19 protein-coding genes are annotated in these 17,357 nt (G+C 63.7%); 10 read left to right on the top strand and 9 right to left on the bottom strand.

Annotated elements, in window-relative coordinates; all coding sequences use genetic code 11:
* Together AC13EY_RS18170 and AC13EY_RS18165 are read right to left on the bottom strand one after the other, a co-directional pair.
* On the bottom strand, positions 1-540 hold the full coding sequence (locus AC13EY_RS18170) for a twin-arginine translocation pathway signal protein (RefSeq protein WP_228247128.1): 540 nt from the start codon (positions 538-540) through the stop codon (positions 1-3).
* A gap of 58 nt (positions 541-598) precedes the next feature.
* On the bottom strand, positions 599-2,041 hold the full coding sequence (locus AC13EY_RS18165) for a coniferyl aldehyde dehydrogenase (protein WP_228247127.1): 1,443 nt from the start codon (positions 2,039-2,041) through the stop codon (positions 599-601).
* 158 nt (positions 2,042-2,199) lie between these two features.
* Between AC13EY_RS18165 and AC13EY_RS18160 the strand changes: the two genes are divergently transcribed.
* A complete protein-coding gene (locus tag AC13EY_RS18160) occupies positions 2,200-2,850 on the top strand; it encodes a TetR/AcrR family transcriptional regulator (protein ID WP_228247126.1) in 651 nt (216 codons plus the stop codon).
* On the opposite strand, the gene AC13EY_RS18155 is transcribed toward AC13EY_RS18160, so the two are convergent.
* Genes AC13EY_RS18155 through AC13EY_RS18140 form a run of 4 tightly spaced genes read right to left on the bottom strand, consistent with a single transcriptional unit; the run spans position 2,826 to position 7,292 of the window.
* Positions 2,826-3,827 (bottom strand): hydrolase, encoded by a 1,002-nt coding sequence (locus AC13EY_RS18155; protein ID WP_228247125.1) that lies wholly within the window; start codon positions 3,825-3,827, stop codon positions 2,826-2,828. The two genes, AC13EY_RS18160 and AC13EY_RS18155, sit on opposite strands and share 25 nt — an antisense overlap.
* Entirely contained in the window at positions 3,824-4,405 is a 582-nt protein-coding gene (gene rsmD, locus AC13EY_RS18150; RefSeq protein WP_228247124.1) for a 16S rRNA (guanine(966)-N(2))-methyltransferase RsmD, read from the bottom strand. Before rsmD ends, AC13EY_RS18155 begins: the two co-directional genes overlap by 4 nt.
* The gene (locus AC13EY_RS18145) at positions 4,402-5,946 is read right to left on the bottom strand and encodes a M16 family metallopeptidase (protein ID WP_228247123.1); all 1,545 of its coding nucleotides are present in this window, start codon (positions 5,944-5,946) and stop codon (positions 4,402-4,404) included. Before AC13EY_RS18145 ends, rsmD begins: the two co-directional genes overlap by 4 nt.
* Positions 5,943-7,292: a M16 family metallopeptidase gene (locus AC13EY_RS18140; RefSeq protein WP_373315007.1), complete on the bottom strand. Its 1,350-nt coding sequence runs from the start codon at positions 7,290-7,292 to the stop codon at positions 5,943-5,945. Before AC13EY_RS18140 ends, AC13EY_RS18145 begins: the two co-directional genes overlap by 4 nt.
* A gap of 160 nt (positions 7,293-7,452) precedes the next feature.
* On the opposite strand from AC13EY_RS18140, the gene ftsY reads away from it, so the two are divergent.
* From ftsY to AC13EY_RS18115, 5 genes are all read left to right on the top strand, one after another.
* A complete protein-coding gene (gene ftsY, locus AC13EY_RS18135; RefSeq protein WP_228247122.1) occupies positions 7,453-8,646 on the top strand; it encodes a signal recognition particle-docking protein FtsY in 1,194 nt (397 codons plus the stop codon).
* Positions 8,647-9,312, top strand: a complete 666-nt coding sequence (gene ftsE, locus AC13EY_RS18130; RefSeq protein ID WP_228247121.1) for a cell division ATP-binding protein FtsE — start codon at positions 8,647-8,649, stop codon at positions 9,310-9,312.
* On the top strand, positions 9,312-10,310 hold the full coding sequence (gene ftsX / locus AC13EY_RS18125) for a permease-like cell division protein FtsX (protein WP_228247120.1): 999 nt from the start codon (positions 9,312-9,314) through the stop codon (positions 10,308-10,310). Before ftsE ends, ftsX begins: the two co-directional genes overlap by 1 nt.
* A 220-nt stretch (positions 10,311-10,530) precedes the next feature.
* Positions 10,531-11,394: an RNA polymerase sigma factor RpoH gene (rpoH, locus tag AC13EY_RS18120; RefSeq protein ID WP_228247119.1), complete on the top strand. Its 864-nt coding sequence runs from the start codon at positions 10,531-10,533 to the stop codon at positions 11,392-11,394.
* Positions 11,395-11,580: 186 nt separating this feature from the next.
* Entirely contained in the window at positions 11,581-12,192 is a 612-nt protein-coding gene (locus AC13EY_RS18115; protein ID WP_228247118.1) for a hypothetical protein, read from the top strand.
* A gap of 10 nt (positions 12,193-12,202) precedes the next feature.
* Here AC13EY_RS18115 and mtgA read toward each other — a convergent pair whose 3' ends face one another.
* On the bottom strand, positions 12,203-12,955 hold the full coding sequence (mtgA, locus tag AC13EY_RS18110; protein ID WP_228247117.1) for a monofunctional biosynthetic peptidoglycan transglycosylase: 753 nt from the start codon (positions 12,953-12,955) through the stop codon (positions 12,203-12,205).
* 50 nt (positions 12,956-13,005) lie between these two features.
* Between mtgA and AC13EY_RS18105 the strand changes: the two genes are divergently transcribed.
* The 4 genes from AC13EY_RS18105 to trmB all read left to right on the top strand — a co-directional run bounded on the left by AC13EY_RS18105 (position 13,006) and on the right by trmB (position 15,308).
* On the top strand, positions 13,006-13,380 hold the full coding sequence (locus AC13EY_RS18105) for a DUF423 domain-containing protein (protein ID WP_228247116.1): 375 nt from the start codon (positions 13,006-13,008) through the stop codon (positions 13,378-13,380).
* Positions 13,381-13,492: 112 nt separating this feature from the next.
* On the top strand, positions 13,493-13,693 hold the full coding sequence (thiS, locus tag AC13EY_RS18100; protein ID WP_088276023.1) for a sulfur carrier protein ThiS: 201 nt from the start codon (positions 13,493-13,495) through the stop codon (positions 13,691-13,693).
* Between the two features lie 25 nt (positions 13,694-13,718).
* Positions 13,719-14,510 (top strand): thiazole synthase, encoded by a 792-nt coding sequence (locus tag AC13EY_RS18095; RefSeq protein WP_228247115.1) that lies wholly within the window; start codon positions 13,719-13,721, stop codon positions 14,508-14,510.
* Positions 14,511-14,576: 66 nt separating this feature from the next.
* Positions 14,577-15,308: a tRNA (guanosine(46)-N7)-methyltransferase TrmB gene (gene trmB / locus AC13EY_RS18090; protein ID WP_266101870.1), complete on the top strand. Its 732-nt coding sequence runs from the start codon at positions 14,577-14,579 to the stop codon at positions 15,306-15,308.
* A gap of 5 nt (positions 15,309-15,313) precedes the next feature.
* On the opposite strand, the gene AC13EY_RS18085 is transcribed toward trmB, so the two are convergent.
* Both AC13EY_RS18085 and AC13EY_RS18080 read right to left on the bottom strand, forming a co-directional pair.
* Positions 15,314-16,546, bottom strand: coding sequence for a putative bifunctional diguanylate cyclase/phosphodiesterase (locus tag AC13EY_RS18085; protein ID WP_228247114.1), 1,233 nt, complete (start codon positions 16,544-16,546; stop codon positions 15,314-15,316).
* Positions 16,521-17,195, bottom strand: coding sequence for a LytS/YhcK type 5TM receptor domain-containing protein (locus tag AC13EY_RS18080; RefSeq protein ID WP_228247113.1), 675 nt, complete (start codon positions 17,193-17,195; stop codon positions 16,521-16,523). The genes AC13EY_RS18085 and AC13EY_RS18080 overlap by 26 nt, the downstream gene beginning before the upstream one ends.
* Positions 17,196-17,357 lie beyond the last annotated feature (162 nt).

The following is a 17,357-nucleotide window of genomic DNA, read 5'->3' as shown; positions in this document are numbered from 1 at the left end:
TCAGATGATGGGCGGGCCGGGGTAGCCAACGGCAGCCCAGGACTGGGGTGTGGCGTACCAGGCCATGTGCAGCAGTTGCAGCAGGCTTTTGTGCCCCTTGCGCAGCAGCTCGAAGCGGCTGTCACGCCAGCGCAGCAGGAAGGCCTCGAGCTGTTCCGGGCTGGCCTGGGCCAGGTCGCCCCAGATGCCGGTCAGCGGGCCGCGGGTCAGCGGCATCGAGAGCATGCCCAGCAGGTTAAGCACCTCGCTCTGAACAAAGGGCGAGCTGTACTGCAGGGAGCGGTCAAGCTGGGCGATGGCCAGTTCGATGGCATTGCTGTTTTCGCTAAAGGCGGGGTGCGGGCCGACTGCGGCGGGAAACAGCGCGGCCAGCAGGGGCAGGTCGGATTCGCGCAGCACCGCCATGGTGCCGGCAGGGCCGGAGGAGCTGCAGCCGCTCAGGGTGGCGGTCAGGCCGGCGGTGCCGAGCATCAGGCTGGCACCGAGACCGAGCTTGAGCAGGCTGCGCCGGTCGAGATTGGCAGAGGTCGTGTCTGACATGTTCGGTCTTCTTGTTGTTGCCGGCAGGGCGTGCCTGCCGGATGTCATCGGCGCCGTGTCAGCGCAGGAACAGTTTGTACACCAGTTTCAGCAGGGCACCACCATAGGGAGGATAGATGGGTTTGGCGCCGTTGTAGCGCTGCTTGATGTACACACCCTTGGCCTTGCTCATGGTGAGAAAACCCTCGTGGCCATGGTAGTGGCCCATGCCGGAGGCGCCGATGCCGCCGAACGGCATGTCATCCTGGGCAACGTGCAGCAGCGCATCGTTGATGCACATGCCGCCGGCGTGGGTCTGTTCCATCAACCGTCGCTGCTCGGCCTTGTCGTAGCCGAAGTAGTAGAGCGCCAGCGGGCGCGGGCGCTCGGCGATATAGTCGAGTGCGGCGTCCAGGCTGTCATACGGCAGGATCGGCAGCAGCGGCCCGAAAATCTCGTCCTGCATGACCTTCATGTCGTCGCTGACGTCGAGCAGCAGGGTGGGGGCGATGATGCGGGTGTCGCCGAGCTCTTCGTTGGCCGGGTTGACCGGCAGGATACGTGCACCTTTCTCGGCCGCATCGCTCAGGTAGCCCTGCAGGCGCTGATACTGGCGCGGGTTGATGATCTGGGTGAAGTCGGCGTTATCGCGCAGGCTCGGGTACATCTGCGCAAACTGCCTGAACAGCGCCTGGGTAAACTCCTCCACCCGGTTGCGTGGGCAAAGAATATAGTCCGGTGCAACGCAGGTCTGACCGGCATTGACGCCCTTGCCGAAGGCGATGCGCTCGGCCGCGTCGTTCAGCGGTACGTCGGCGGAAATGATCGCCGGCGATTTGCCGCCCAGTTCCAGGGTGACCGGTGTCAGGTTATCGGCGGCGGCGCGCATCACATGGCGCCCGATGCTGGTGGCACCGGTGAACAGCAGATGATCGAACGGCAGTTTCGAGAAGGCAACGCCCACGTCCGCTTCGCCGGTCACCACGGCGACCTGCTCTTCGGGGAATATCTCGCTGAGCAATTGCTCCAGCACCGCTGCAGTGCGGGGGCTGGATTCGCTCATCTTGATCATCGCCCGGTTGCCGGCCGACAGGGCAGTGACCAGCGGGCCGATGGCGAGAAACAGCGGATAGTTCCACGGCACAATGATGCCGACCACGCCAACCGGCTGGTATACCACCTCGGCCTTGGCCGGCTGAAATGCCAGGCCGACCTTGCGCCGGGAGGGCTTCATCCAGCGCTTCACATGCTTGCAGGCGTAGTGGATGCCTTCCAGCGAAGGCATGATCTCGGCCAGGCGGGTTTCGTCTGCCGAGCGGCGACCGAAGTCTTCGCTGATGGCGGTGATGAGCGTTTGCTGATGTTTCAGGATGGCCTGTTTGAGTGCTTTCAGGTGCCGGATACGGTCGTCGGCCGAGGGCATGGGCGCCTTGCGGAAGGCCGCGCGCTGTGACTCGAATAATGCCTGCATGCGGCTGATGGACTGCTGTTGCTCTTGCAGATAAGCAATATCGGCTACCATGGGGCCTCCCGTGGGCTGACCTGTGGTTTTCACCACTGTTGTTTTTTTTCGGCTGCCGGTTGAGCTGTAGTTCCCGCCAGCCAGGGGTATGGGATGTAAGTTTTAGAGTAATTGCTCTAAAGTGTCAAATATTCAGCAAGCGAAGCCGATCTATTGCCATGAAAACCCGCGACCGTATTCTTGAAGCCAGTCTGCAGCTGTTCAACGAGCAGGGCGAGCGCGCTGTCACCACCAACCACATCGCCGCTCATCTGGGGATGTCGCCGGGCAATCTCTATTACCACTTCCGCAACAAGCAGCAGATCATCGCCGAGCTGTTTGATCACTACGAGCGCGAGCTGGAAGACAGTCTGGCGCTGCCGACCGACCGCGGGCTCGATCTGGATGACAAGGCACGTTACGTCGAGAGTCTGAGTGAGTCGCTGTGGCGCTACCGTTTCCTGCAGCGCGACCTTGAGCACCTGCTGGCCAGCGATGCGCAGGTGGCCGAGCGTTACCGCCTGTTTTCGCGGCGGGCACTGCGGGCGGTTGAGGGGATCTTTCAGGGCACCATTGATGCCGGCATTCTCGATGCCCGTTACGCCAATGCCGAAGTGCTGGCGCTCAACAGCTGGTTGCTGATGAACAGCTGGACCAACTTTCTCTGCACCACCGTCCTGACGGACCCGCAGGCCCAGCTGACCCCGCAGATGCAGCGCCGTGCGGTCTATCAGGTGCTGGCGCAGGAACTGGGGCTGTTGAGTGACGCGGCGCGGCCGCGGGTTGAGGCGATGCTGCGCGAGTATTACGCCGAGCTGCCTGAGGCCTGAAGCTGCAGCGCCAGCCAGTCGGGAATGCGCCGCTCAAGGTAGTAGCGTGGGCGCCACGGCAAGCCTTCGATAAAGCCGACGTGACCGCCGCCCTGATGCAGCTCGAACTCGGTGCGCGGTCCCAGCTCGCTCAGCTGCGGCAGGCTGCGGGGGTAGACAAAGGGATCGTTGGCGGCCTGAATCAGCAGGCAGGGCACCTGGATCGAGCCGAGAAAATAGCGGCTGCTGCAGCGCCGGTAGTAGTCCTCGGCACTGGCAAAGCCATGCAGCGGGGCGGTCACCCGGCCGTCGAAGTCCCAAAAGGTATCCATACCCTCCATTGAGCCCAGCGCATCCAGCCGCGCGTGCTCGCTGTGCCAGCCGTGATGGCTGAACAGCCGTTTCTTGTTGCTGACGTAGGCCAGCATGTCGCGCATGAAGCGGCTCTGGTAGACGCGGGAAAAGCCGACACTGATGCGGTCGGCGCATTCATCCAGACGAAACGGCACCGACACCGCGACCGCGGCCTGCAGCGGGCATTCATGCGCGCACTCACCCAGATACTTCAGCAGCACGTTGCCCCCGAGGGAAAACCCGGCGGCGGCCAGCGTGCGGCCCGGATAGCGTAGCAGCAGGTAGTTGACGACCTCGGCCAGATCGTCGCTGGCACCGGAGTGGTAGGCGCGGGCGCTGTGGTTGGGCTCACCCGAGCAGCCGCGCCAGTTGACCGCGACGCTGCGCCAGCCGAGTTTGGCCAGCTGCTGTTGCTGGCCGAGGATATACAGCGAGCTGGAGCTGCCGGTCAGCCCGTGCAGCAGAATCACGCAGGGTTGCCCGGCGTGATCCGGGCCGAACCAGTCCAGATCGAGAAAATCGCCGTCGGCCAGCGTCAGCCGTTCGCGCTCACGCTCGAGCCTCGGCGGGCGTCGCAGCAACGGGCCAAACAGGGTCTGCAGATGACCGCCGGGCAGCCAGCGCGACGGTCGGAAGCTGCTCAAGCCTGCCGATGCCACAGGCTGTACCAGACCTGACCGGCGCGCTTTTCGCGGTGCAGCTGCCAGTTGCCCGGCAGCGCCAGCTGACTTGGTGGCTGTTCGCTTTCGATGTAGATCTGCGCGTCGTCGGCCAGCCACTGGTTGGCTTCCAGTGCCGCGCAGGCCGGCTCCAGCAGTCCCTGACGGAACGGCGGGTCGAGAAACACCAGATCAAAGCGCCGTGGTGGCGTGCCGGCCAGCAGTGACAGGCCGTCCTGCTGGATTACCTCGGCACGGTCGCAGTTCAGCGTTTGCAGATGGCCGCGCAGGGTGTGTACCACGTCGCGGCTGAGGTCGCCGGCCAGTGCGCTGGCGGCGCCGCGCGACAGCGCCTCCAGGGTCAGCGCGCCGCTGCCGGTGAACGGATCAAGGCAATGGGCGCCGGGTACGTCGCTGCTCAGCCAGTTGAACAGGGTTTCGCGCACCCGGTCCGGGGTCGGACGCAGGCCCGGCTGTTCGGTAAAGGTGAAGCGGCGGCTGCGCCACTCGCCAGCGATGATGCGCAGCTGGCTGACTCTGGCCTTGGCCTGGTTGGACTTCATGCACTGGGCTCCTGCTCTGCCGCCGCGCTCGGCTGGTCGGCATTGTCTTCGGGTTCTGCGGGTGGTTGCGGCGGCCCTACGGTGATCACTACGCGCTCGCTGGCGGGCAGATGCCGGGCGAAGGCCTCACGGATGTCCGTTGCGGTCAGCGCCTGAACACGGTCGAGGAACAGCTGCATGTGGTTGAGTGGCAGGTTGTAGAAGCCGATGGCTGCCAGTTGCGCGACGATCGCCGAATTGCTCGCGGTGCTGAGCGGGAACTCGCCGAGCAGTTGCTGCTTGGCGCGGTTCACTTCGGCATCGGTCGGACCTTCGCTGATAAAGCGGTCAAGGGTCTGGTTGACCACCTCCAGCGCCTGTTCGGCCTGATCGCTGCGGGTCTGCAGCGAGATCACGAACGGGCCGGGGGCCTGCATCGCGCTGAAGTTACTGCCGACGCTGTAGGACAGCCCGCGTTTTTCGCGCACTTCCTCGACCAGTCGCGAGCCAAAGCCGCTGCCACCGAGGATCTGGTTGCCGAGGTACAGCGCGGCGTAGTCCGGATCGGTTCTGCTCATGCCCTGCTGGGCCACCAGCACATGGGTCTGGCTGCTGGCAAAGTCGATGTGCTGGCTGCTGGCTGCGATTTTTTCCGCTGGTGGCGTTGGCTCGGCAGCAGGTCCTTGCGGCATGGCATCGGCCAGGTGCTGAGCCAGTTGCTCGGCCCGGGCGCGGTCGATATCGCCGACCAATGCGATCACCGCGTTGCCGGCGCTGTAGTAGGTCTGCTGGAAGCGCTGCAGATCGTCCCGACTGATGGCCTTGAGGCTGTCTTCGCTGCCATCCGGCGGGATGCCGTAGGGGTGGCCCGGATACAGCGTGCTCCAGAGCGCCTCGCTGGCCTGGGCGCCAGGGCGCTGGCGGGCGTAGCGCAGGCCGGCCAGCAGTTGCTCGCGGATGCGTTCCAGCGAGGCTGCGGGGAAACTGGGTTTGGACAGGATCTGCGCAAACAGGGTCAGCGCCGGATCCAGCTTGTCGGCGGCGGTCAGGGTGCGCAGGCTGATCAGGCCCATATCACGGTGCGAGCTGTTGCCGAACTGCGCACCGAGGCGCTCGAAGCCGGCAGCAATATCACCGGCATCCAGGCTGCCGGTGCCCTCGTTGAGCATGGCGTTGGTGAACATGGCCAGCCCGGGCAGCTCACCGTCGCGGCTGGCGCCAGCGGCGTAGAGCAATTGGATGTCGAGCATCGGCAGCTCGCCGGCGTGCATGAAGTACACCGGCGTGCCCTGACGGGTTTGCCAGTGCTGCAGGTCCAGCCCGCGGCGGGCGGGCGGGGTGTCCAGATCGAGTTCTTCCAGCGAACTCAGCGCCGGCAATGGCGAGCCGAAGACCTCGGTGGCGGTATCGGCCGGACCGTCGTCAGGTGCCTGGGCAACGGCGGGCGTATCAGATGCAGGCTGGCTGTCAGGCGCACGCTCCATCAGCAGAAACAGCATGCCACCAAGGGCTGCGAGGGCGATCAGCCAGCGCAGCACGGAGAAGGGTTTGCTCTGGCTCATGGCTGCTGCTCCTCACGGGCGTTCGGCAGGTTGTAGCTGCGGGTCAGCCGTTCGCGCACCAGATAACGGCGGGCGACCTCGCTGACCTGCTCCGGGGTAACCGCTTGCAACGCTTCGATATCGTTGTCGACCAGCTGCCACGGCAGGCCGACGGTGACCAGTTCGCCGATACGGTTGGCCTGCTGCATGATGTTGTCCTGGGCGTAGACCAGTCCGGCCACCACCTGGGCCTGCACGCGGGCCAGCTCCTCGGCGCTCGGCGGGGTCTGCTTGATTGCGTCAATCTCTTTCCAGATGGCGGCTTCCAGCGTGGGCAGGTCGATGTCGCGCGCCTCGTTGGGAATGCCGCTGAAAACGAACAGACTGTCGCCGCGGGTAAAGGCGTCGTAACCGGTGCCGACCGAGGTGGCGATGGCGTCGCCGCGCTCCAGGTGGCTTGGCAGGCGGGCGCTGTAGCCGCCGTCCAGCACGGCGTCGAGCAGACGCAGGGCGTGGGCTTCCCATGGCTCGCTGACGGTATTGAGCGAGGGCACGTTGAAGCCGAGCAGCAGGCTCGGCAGCTGCAGATCCAGATGCTGGGTCAGGCTACGCTCGCCAATGACCGGCAGCTCCAGCGGCTTGCGTACCACCGGCAGCGGGCCGGCCGGCACCGCGCCGAAGTAGCGCTCCACCAGCGGCTTGACGGTTTCCGGGTAGACGTCGCCAACAATCACCAATGTGGCGTTGCCCGGCACGTAGTGGCTTTTGTACCAGGCGCGCAGGTCTTCGATCTGCATGCGGTCGAGGTCATGCATCCAGCCGATCACTGGCTGGGCATAGGGGCTGGCGGTGTAGGCCTGGGCGAGGAAGCGCTCGTAGGCGACGCCGTTCGGGTTGTCGTCTACCCGCATGCGACGTTCTTCCTTGATGACCTCGATCTCCTTCAGGAACTCGTCTTCCGGCAGGGTCAGCAGGTGCATGCGCTCGGCCTCCATCTCCAGTGCCACCGGCAGCTGATCGCGGCTGAGCATCTGGTAATAGGCGGTGTAGTCGCGGTTGGTCATGGCATTTTCACTGGCACCAAGACTGCTCAGCAGGCGCGAGGCCTGGCCGGGTTCAAGGTGCTCGCTGCCCTTGAACATCATGTGTTCCAGCGCATGGGACAGGCCGGTCTGCCCCGGTGGCTCGTCGACCCCGCCGACCTTGTACCAGACCTGCGAGACCACCACCGGGGCGCGGTGATCCTCGCGGATGATTACGTTCAGGCCATTGTCGAGGGTGTAGCTATGGGTCGGTTGCCGGCTGTCGGCCATGGCCGTCGGCGCGAGCAGTGGAAGCAGCAGCAGGAGAGTACGCAAGCGCAACATGCAGGTGTCCTGTTTTACAGCGCGGTAATCGTGAGACCCTGCACGCAGACCGGCGTACCGCCTGCCGCTGGGTCATACCGCCGTTGGCGGAAGTGGGGTAGGATAACCCAACCTTCAATATGGCGAAGCATTCGCCGTCGAACTCAGATAGTGACTCTTCATGTTTGGTTCCAAAGACAAACCGCAAAACCCCGATGCCAAGACCTCCGCCAAGCCCGAAAAGAAAGGGCTGTTCGGCTGGGCCCGCCGCCGGGAAGAGCCGGCGCCCGCCGAGCCGCAGGCCGATGCACCGGCGCCGCTCACCGGCGACCTGAATACCGTTGAGGGCCGCGAAGCCGCGGCCCGTGAGGCGGCTGCCTCGCTGTTTTCCGAGCTGGGCCAGAAAGCGTCGGTCGAGCAAACCCCGGAACCGGTTGCCGAGCCGGAGGCCAAGGGCTTCTTCGCACGCATGCGTCAGGGTCTGTCCAAGACCAGCGTCAACCTCGGCGAGGGCATGGCCAACCTGTTCCTCGGCGAAAAGGAAATCGACGACGAACTGCTCGAAGACATGGAAACCCGGCTGCTGATGGCCGACGTCGGCATTGAAGCCACCACCATGATCATGGAAACCCTGCAGCAGCGGGTTACCCGTCGTCAGGTGTCCAGCCGCAAGGCGCTCTACCGTGCCCTGCAGGATGAGCTCGAAGCGCTGCTGGCGCATGTCGCCAAGCCGCTGGAAATCGACAGCAGCAAGAAGCCTTACGTGATTCTGGTGGTCGGTGTGAACGGCGTCGGCAAGACCACCACCATCGGCAAGCTGGCCAAGCGGCTGCAGGGCGAAGGCAAGCAGGTCATGCTGGCCGCAGGCGACACCTTCCGTGCCGCAGCGGTCGAGCAGCTGCAGGTCTGGGGTGAGCGCAACCAGATTGGCGTGATTGCCCAGCACACCGGTGCGGATTCTGCCTCGGTGATCTTTGACGGCCTGCAGGCCGCCAAGGCCCGTGGCGCTGACGTGCTGATCGCTGACACCGCCGGCCGTCTGCACAACAAGGACCACCTGATGGACGAGCTGGCCAAGGTCAAGCGCGTCATGGCCAAGCTGGACCCCGACGCGCCGCACGAAGTGATGCTGGTGCTCGACGCCGGCACCGGCCAGAACGCTATTTCCCAGACCAAACTGTTCGATCAGGCGGTCGGTCTGACCGGTCTGACCCTGACCAAGCTCGACGGCACCGCCAAGGGCGGGGTGATCTTCGCGCTGGCCAAGCAGTTCGGTCTGCCGATTCGTTTCATCGGTGTGGGCGAGCAGATCGATGACCTGCGCCCCTTCACCGCGCCGGATTTTGTTGCCGCGTTGTTTGGACAGAAGCCATAAATGATTCGCTTCGAGCAGGTCAGCAAGCGCTATCCCAACGGGCATCAGGGGCTGGATAACCTCAGCTTCCATATCCGGACCGGCGAGATGGTGTTTATTACCGGCCACTCCGGCGCGGGCAAGAGCACCCTGCTCAAGCTGATCATGTGCATGGAGCGCCCCAGCAGCGGCGCCGTGCACGTCGGTGGTCAGAACCTGCGTGATCTGGGCAGTGACGACATTCCCTACCTGCGCCGCCAGATCGGTGTGGTATTTCAGAACCACCAGTTGCTGTTCGATCGCACGGTGTTCGACAACGTCGCGCTGCCGCTGATCATCAACGGTACCTCGGCCGACGAAGTAGGGCGCCGGGTGCGCGCCGCGCTCGACAAGGTCGGCCTGCTGAGCAAGGAAAACAGCTACCCGATCGCGCTGTCCGGCGGCGAACAGCAGCGGGTCGGTATCGCCCGCGCGGTGGTGCACAAGCCGGCGTTGCTGCTGGCGGACGAGCCGACCGGTAACCTCGATCCCGAGTTGTCCGCGGAAATCATGGCGCTGTTTGAAGACTTCAACCGGGTTGGCGTGACCGTGATCATCGCCAGCCACGACCTGCCGCTGATTGCTCGCCTGCATCACCGCACCCTGACGCTGGATCAAGGCCGTCTGCTGGCCGATGGAGAGTCCTGATGAGCAGCGCAAAGAATCCACAGCCCGGTCGCCGCAAAGCGCCGAGCGGGGCCGCGCGTTCCCAGCGCGATTGGCGTCACCCGCTGCGCAGCTGGTTCGGCAGTCACCGTGACAGCGCCCGTCAGGCACTGGTGCGTGTTAGGCACTATCCGTTCAGCAGCGCCATGACGGTGCTGGTGATGACCATTGCCCTGGCGTTGCCGATGGGGCTGTCGGTACTGATCGGCCAGGTCAAGCAACTGGGGGTGAACTGGCAGGAAGCGGCGCAGATCTCCGTGTATCTGGCCGATGACGTCAGCGCCGAGAAACAGCAGAGCCTGACCGAGCAGATACGCCAACTGGCCGGTGTGGCGCAGGCGCAGTTGCTCGACAAGGACCTGGCACTGGCCGAATTCCAGCAGCACGCCGGCATGGGCGATGCCCTGCTGCAGCTCGACTACAACCCGCTGCCGAGCGTGATTGTGGTCACGCCACTGAGTATCGACGGCGGCGCCGCGGCGCTGGAGCCACTGCGTGACCGCCTTGCCGCCATTGACGGCGTTGAACAGGTGCAGATTGATCTGCTCTGGGTCGAGCGGCTGGCGGCCATTCTGGCGATGTTTGAGCGCTTTGCCGGCGGCCTTGGCGTCTTGCTGATCATTGCTCTGTTGCTGGTTATGGCCAACACCATCCGGCTGGCTATCGAAAGCCGCCGGGACGAGATTCTGGTGATCAAGCTGGTGGGCGGCACCGATGCCTTCGTGCGTCGCCCGTTCCTCTATATTGGCGTGCTTTATGGCCTGCTCTCCGGGGTGCTGGCCTGGATACTGCTGGCGCTCGGTCTGGCCTGGCTGAATGTCACCGTCGAGCGCGTTGCCTCGCTTTATCAGAGTGAGTTCGCCCTGTTCGGCATGCCCTTTACCGATGGGCTGGCGCTGGTGTTTGGTTCCATGGTGCTCGGGCTGGCGGGCGCCTGGCTGGCGGTCGGGCAGCATGTAAGAGCGATTGAGCCGCAATAAGGCAGCCGCAAGCGACAAGCGCAACCCGCGACGCGTCTAGTGGCGCGTTTACCCGTCGAGTGCGGCGCGGCAGTAAACGCCGGGATAAGCCGTTCACCGGCCGCCCGCCGGAAACATCCTGGTTGGGCTTGCCGCTTGCCGCCACGCTGAACTTTAGGTTACGTTCACAGTCCTATTTTGCGGTGATACACTCAGCCGTCTTTATTTGGGGAGTTCGAACATGAGCACTGCATTGCAGCCTGTTCATACCTTGGCTCCGGGAGCCAATCTCGAAGCCTACATTCAAAGCGTCAGCGCCATTCCGATTCTCAGTGCGGAAGAGGAGCGGGTGCTGGCTGATCGCCTGTACTACCACGAAGACCTGGAAGCTGCCCGTCAGCTGGTCATGTCTCACCTGCGTTTTGTCGTGCACATCGCCCGCAGCTATTCCGGTTACGGTCTGGCGCAGGCCGATCTGGTGCAGGAAGGCAACGTTGGTCTGATGAAGGCGGTCAAGCGTTTCAATCCGGAGATGGGCGTGCGCCTGGTCTCCTTCGCGGTGCACTGGATTCGCGCCGAGATTCACGAGTTCATCCTGCGCAACTGGCGGATCGTCAAGGTCGCAACCACCAAGGCCCAGCGCAAGCTGTTCTTCAACCTGCGCAGCGCCAAGAAGAAGCTGGCCTGGCTGTCGCAGAATGAAGTCGAGGCGGTTGCTGCCGACCTGGGTGTTGCCGAGCGTGAAGTCCGCGAGATGGAAAGCCGTCTGTACGGTCAGGACCTTGGCTTTGACGGCGCGCAGGACGATGACGACGATGCGGCCTACGCACCGGTGCATTATCTGGAAGACAAGCGCTATGACCCGGCTACCCAGCTCGAGTCAGCCGACTGGTCCGATAGTGCCAGCACCAGCCTGCTGACCGGTCTGGAGGCGCTGGACGAGCGCAGTCGCGACATTCTCTACCAGCGCTGGCTGGCCGAAGAGAAGGCCACGCTGCACGAGCTGGCAGCCAAGTATCAGGTCTCTGCCGAGCGTATTCGTCAGCTGGAAAAGAACGCCATGAACAAGTTGAAGAAGAACCTCGAAGCCGAGGTTGAAGTCTGACGCTTGCAGCACTGATCGCAAAGGGGCATCCGCAGGATGCCCTTTTTGTTGGTGTCGTAGGTACCCCGGTTTAGGTTTCTCGTGTTGTACCGAGCCGTAGGGCCACGGCATGCCGTGGCCGCTGACACCGCCAGCGGCGAGAAAAGCACATTTTCCCGTTTCCATAACAAGATCAAGGAGTACCGCATGACGCGCCGTCAGGGTGTGCGATTGGCCACACTGTTCACCGTGGTGATTCTCGCTTTCTATGCCTTCGGTTACTGGCAGTCGCGGCCGGCCGCGCCGGAGCCGATGGCGTGGTACGGGCAATATCAGGACACCCTGCTCAAGCCCCTGCAGGCCCAGCGCCTGACCCTGGCAGACGCCGGCGCCGCGCTGGGCCACGGCACTCTGTGGATGATCAGCGCTGAAGGCAAGCCGCTGCTGGTCAGCCGCTACACCATGGAGAGTGACGATCTGAGCTGGCGCGTGCAGGCGGTCATCGGGCTGACGCCGGAGCAGACCGAGAGTCTGGTGCAGGCACAGGCCTGGCAGCCGGAGTTGCCCGATCAGCCGATCAGTTCAGCAGTCGGTGATGCCCTGAAAGACCGTCAGGTCGTGCGCCTGAGCCTGATCCCCAACGAGCCGATGTCACTGGCGCAGGTGCAGGGCACCTTCGGCAATCCGGATCTGCGTCTGCCGGTCAGCGAGGGCGAAGCCTGGGTTTATCCGAAGGAGGGGGCGGTGGTTGCCGTTGGTGAAGAGCAGGCGCATTCGATCATGTTTGGGTTGCGCGAAGCGTTGCCGGCGGAGCAGTAAGCCGCCGGGCTCAGATCTCCAGTCGATTGCGCCAATACCGCACGGTCAGCCAGTCCGGCAACGGCTTGCCTGTTTCCATCCGATCCAGATAGTGGCGTCCGCCCAACTGTCTGCTCTGGCGCTGAATCCAGTTGGCGCGGCGCAGGGCGTGGGGTGGCGGGCTGGCCGCGTCCCAGTTGAGCGGGCTGGGCAGCACCGCGGCCAGTTGCGCAGCCTGCTGGCTGGACAGATAGCTGGCGCCGATTCCAAAGTGGTGGCGTGACGCGGCCTCGACGCCGTAGACGCCCTTGTCCCACTCGGCGATGTTCAGGTACATCTCCAGAATCCGCTGCTTCGGCCAGAGCAGCTCGATACCGGCGGTAAACCAGACCTCCAGCCCCTTGCGCAGATAGCTGCGGCCAGACCAGAGGAACAGGTTCTTCGCTACCTGCTGGCTGATGGTGCTGGCGCCGCGCAGATTGCCGCCCTGCATGTTATGTTCGACGGCGGCGCGAATGGCCTTGAGGTCAAAGCCGTAGTGGTCGGCAAAGCGCTGGTCTTCCGCGGCGATCACCGCCATTTTCATGCTGTCGGGGATCTGCTCGTACGGCCGCCACTGGTACTGGCGGCGGTAGTCGGCGTCGTCACGCTGGCTGATCCAGCGCTCGACCATCAGCATCGAGCCTGGCGCAGGCGCCCAGCGCAGCACCAGCACGGGCAGCAGGCTGAGCAGGGCGACAATCAGGAGCCACTTGGCGGTCTTGCGCAATATGAGTTTGAACATGGGAATCCGGCCAGTGAGTTGGTCCGGAGTATAAACCGAGGGGGCAAAGCATGGCCAAATGGCTGCTGTTACTGGCATCACTGAGTGGTTTCACCGGCGTAGCACTGGGCGCGTTCGCCGCCCATGGGCTGCGCGGCAAACTGTCCGAGAACATGTTGAGCGTGTTTCAGACCGGCGTGAGCTATCAGCTGTGGCACACCATGGCGCTGATCGGGGTGGCGGTGCTGCTGCTTCGCAGCCCGGACAGCACTTTGCTCAAAGCCACTGGTGTGCTCTTTGCGCTGGGTATCGTGCTGTTTTCCGGCAGTCTCTATCTGCTGACGCTCAGCGGCATCGGCAAACTGGGCATGATTACTCCGCTCGGCGGCGTGCTCTGGCTGGTGGCCTGGCTGTGTCTGGGGCTAGCGGTCTGGCGCACGCTCTGATCCGCCGTGGTCAGCGGGTGGCAAAGGGCGTTATCATAGGGCCCTTGTCGCCGGTCAACATTGACCGTGCCGAGCTGCCCTATCATCTCCATCCGTCGTTGCCGAGCCGCCCATGCAGATTCATTTGAACGGTGAGCCCTATCACCTCGACCAGCCGCTGACCCTGACTGAGCTGATCGCCCGCCTGGGACTGACCGGCAAGCGTCTGGCGGTTGAGCTGAACCTCGATATCGTGCCGCGCAGTCAGCACGCCGAAACCCGTCTGGCCGAAGGGGATCGGGTGGAGATCGTGCATGCCATCGGTGGCGGCTAACCCAATCCCTTCGCTGGAGAACCTGATGACTGATATGACCCAGGACGCGCTGGAAATCGCCGGCGTTCGTTACCGTTCCCGTCTGCTGGTCGGCACCGGCAAGTACAAGGACCTGGACGAGACCGGCCGCGCCATCGAAGCCTCGGGCGCCGAGATCGTGACCGTTGCCATCCGCCGCACCAACATCGGCCAAAACCCGGATGAGCCCAACCTGCTGGACGTGGTATCGCCGGATCGCTACACCATCCTGCCGAACACCGCTGGCTGCTATACCGCTGAAGAGGCGGTGCGCACCTGCCGGCTGGCCCGTGAGCTGCTTGATGGCCACAAGCTGGTCAAGCTGGAAGTGCTGGCCGACCAGAAAACCCTGTTCCCGAACGTGGTGGAAACCCTCAAGGCGGCCGAAGTGCTGATCAAGGACGGCTTCGACGTCATGGTCTACACCAGCGATGACCCGATCATCGCCCGCGAGCTGGCGGCCATGGGCTGCGTTGCGGTCATGCCGCTGGCCGGTCTGATCGGCTCCGGCATGGGCATTTGCAACCCGTGGAACCTGCGCATCATTCTGGAAGAAGCCTCCGTACCGGTGTTGGTGGATGCAGGGGTTGGTACCGCCTCCGACGCGACCATCGCGATGGAGCTGGGCTGTGCCGGTGTGCTGATGAACAGTGCCATTGCCCACGCCGATCACCCGGTGCTGATGGCCCAGGCCATGCACCACGCCGTTGTGGCCGGTCGCGCTGCCTATCTGGCTGGCCGCATGCCGCGCAAGTTGTACGCCTCGGCCTCATCGCCGCTGGACGGCACCCTGCGCTGAGCAGGCTATCCTTTTGTCAGGCGCCCTGCGGGGCGCCGTCTCATCCGAATCATTACCGAGTTGCCCATGTCTGATACTCCCGAACTGCCCGAAAGCGCAGACACCCCGAACCCCGAGAGCCCACCGCGCCGCGCCATTCGCAGTTTCGTCATGCGTGCCGGCCGCATGACCGAAGGTCAGCAGAAGGGGATTGATCAGGGCTGGCCGCGTTTCGGCCTGAGCCTGGATCAGGGCATGCTCGATCTGGACGCCCTGTTTGGTCGCAGTGCGCCGCGTACGCTGGAGATCGGCTTCGGCATGGGCCACTCGCTGCTGGAGATGGCAGCGGCTGCGCCCGAGCAGGATTTTATCGGCATTGAAGTACACCGCCCGGGTGTGGGGGCGCTGCTCAATGGTCTGCTGACCAGCGGCCTGAGCAACGTGCGGGTATTTGACTGTGATGCGATCGAAGTGCTCAACCGCTGCATTCCGGACGGCAGCCTGGATCGGCTGCTGCTGTTCTTCCCGGACCCCTGGCACAAGAAGAAGCACAACAAGCGCCGCATTGTGCAGCCGGCCTTTGCCGAGCAGGTGCGCCGCAAGCTGAAAGTTGGTGGCGTGTTCCACATGGCCACCGACTGGGAGCACTACGCCGAGCACATGCTTGAGGTGATGAGCGCCGCGCCGGGGTATCGCAACCAGGCAGGTGACGCCGGTTACGTGCCGCGCCCGCAAGAGCGCCCGGTGACCAAGTTCGAGCGCCGTGGCGAGCGCCTGGGGCACGGCGTCTGGGATCTCAAGTTCGAGCGGGTCGAGTGAGCCGCTCAGGCTGATTGCCGCAGGTACCGCTGCTCAAACTCCAGTCTATCCACCGGTTTGCCATGCAGATAACCCTGGGCGATGTCGCAGCCCTCTGCGGCAAGCCAGTTGTGCTGCTCCTCCGTCTCCACGCCTTCGGCAATGATCTCCAGGTGCAGGGCCTTGGCCAGGGCGATGATGGCCCGCAAAATGGAGTTGCCTGGCCCTTCGGCCGGCTGAATGCGGCGGACAAAACTCTGGTCGATCTTGACGATGTCGAGCGGCAGTTGTTGCAGATAACTCAGGGAAGAGTGACCGGTACCGAAGTCATCCAGTGCAATGCTGACGCCGGCTGCCCGTAATTGCAGAATTTCGGCCATCGCCTCGCTGGACCCTTCAAGGTCGACCGACTCGGTCACCTCGACTTCCATCAATTGCGCGGGTATGTCGTATTTGCCGAGCAATGCAAGAATCTCCTTTGCCAGGCCGGTGACGCGCAGGCTGAGCACGGACAGGTTGATCGAGAGTTTCAGGCTGAAGCCCGCCCGGACCCAGGCGGCCTGCTGGATCGCGGCCTGTTCCATTACAAAACGGTCGAGCAGCCCTGACAGACCGGCCTGTTCGGCCAGCGGAACAAATTCCGCCGGACTGATGTCGCCAAGCTGCGGGTGCCGCCAGCGCAGCAATACTTCTGCCCCGGTCAGGTGTCGGTCAACCAGTGAAAACTGGGGCTGAAACACCAGTCGCAGGTCGCGTTTGCTTTCCAGTGCCAGCCGCAGTGCCTGGGTCAGGCCGGTCTGGCGCTCCAGTTCGGTGCGCATGTTGTCGTCAAAGCAGGTGACCTGGTTGCGTCCGCGGTACTTGGATCGATACATGGCGATTTCGGCGTTTTGCAGCAGCAGGCGGGACTCGGCCCCGTTCTGTGGTGACCAGACCACGCCAATGCTGGCGGTCAGCAGCAACACGTAGTGTTCGATCTGTAGCGGCGCCGCTGCCGTGCTGAGCAGCTGTCTGGCGTGCTGAATAATCTCGTTTGCCGACGCCGAGGGCATCATGACGACAAATTGGTCGCCCGCCACACGCACCAGCATATCCTGCGGGGTCAGTGAGTCAGACAGACGCCGTGCGATGGCCACCAGCACTGCGTCGCCGATTTTGTGTCCCAGCGTATCGTTGATGTGGCGGAAGTTGTCGAGATCCAGTGAAATCAGGGCAAAGGAGCCGCCTTGCTGTTTAATCTTCCTGCAGCTTGCGTTCAATGGTTTCGGTCAGTTGCAGTCGATTTCTCAGGCCGGTCAGGTCGTCGGTCAGTGCCCTCCTGCGCCAGCGCTCGGCACGTACGACGCTCTGGTTGATGCCGAGCTCCATCCAGCCTGCCAGCAGCGCGCCAATCATGTTCAGTATCAGCAAGGGCAAGACGGCGTCCCTCAGCGCCAGGGTGCGCTGGGGTTCCGGGAATAGCATGATAGTCCCCAGTGACAGCTGCAGCAGGGCACCGAACACCAGAAAGCGCCAGGACAGCCTCCAGCTCAGGCGCGCCTCAAGCTGCCGCCAGGCCAAACCGATCACCGGCGCAATGAGCAGCGTCAGGCAGCCGATATAGGCGCCTGCACCGCCAATCAGCAGGCGCGCAGGAAGGGTGATCATCAGGGCTGCCAGCGCCCCTCGCCAGCCTGCCAGCAGGCCGGCAAAGCCCATCAGTAGCACCCGCGCATCGAGCAGCACACCGTTGCCCACATCGACCGCCGAGAGCATGACAAACAGGCTGCCCAGCCCCATCAAACCGCCCAGCGCCCATTGTTCGTCACGCGGGTTGCGCAGGCGCTTCCACAGGTAGTGATGGTAGAACAGCACAATCGCGGCAAAGGTGAGCAGGCCAAATAAAACGACCAGGAAGAAATCCAGCATGGGGCATCCTGCATCCAGTAATCACTGTCAGTATCGGACACTCTGCGCGATCCTGCCTGTGCTGCTGGCCGATTGGCATTGCCGAAGGCCGAATCGGCCGGGACCGACGGCTGTAAAGCGCTTGTTGGCAGAGCCTGCACATGGGTAAAGTGTGCGCCTTTC

Source organism: Halopseudomonas sp. L-58, from assembly GCF_056859475.1.
Note: the sequence above shows the minus strand (reverse complement) of the source record. Positions and strands in the feature narration are given on the sequence as shown.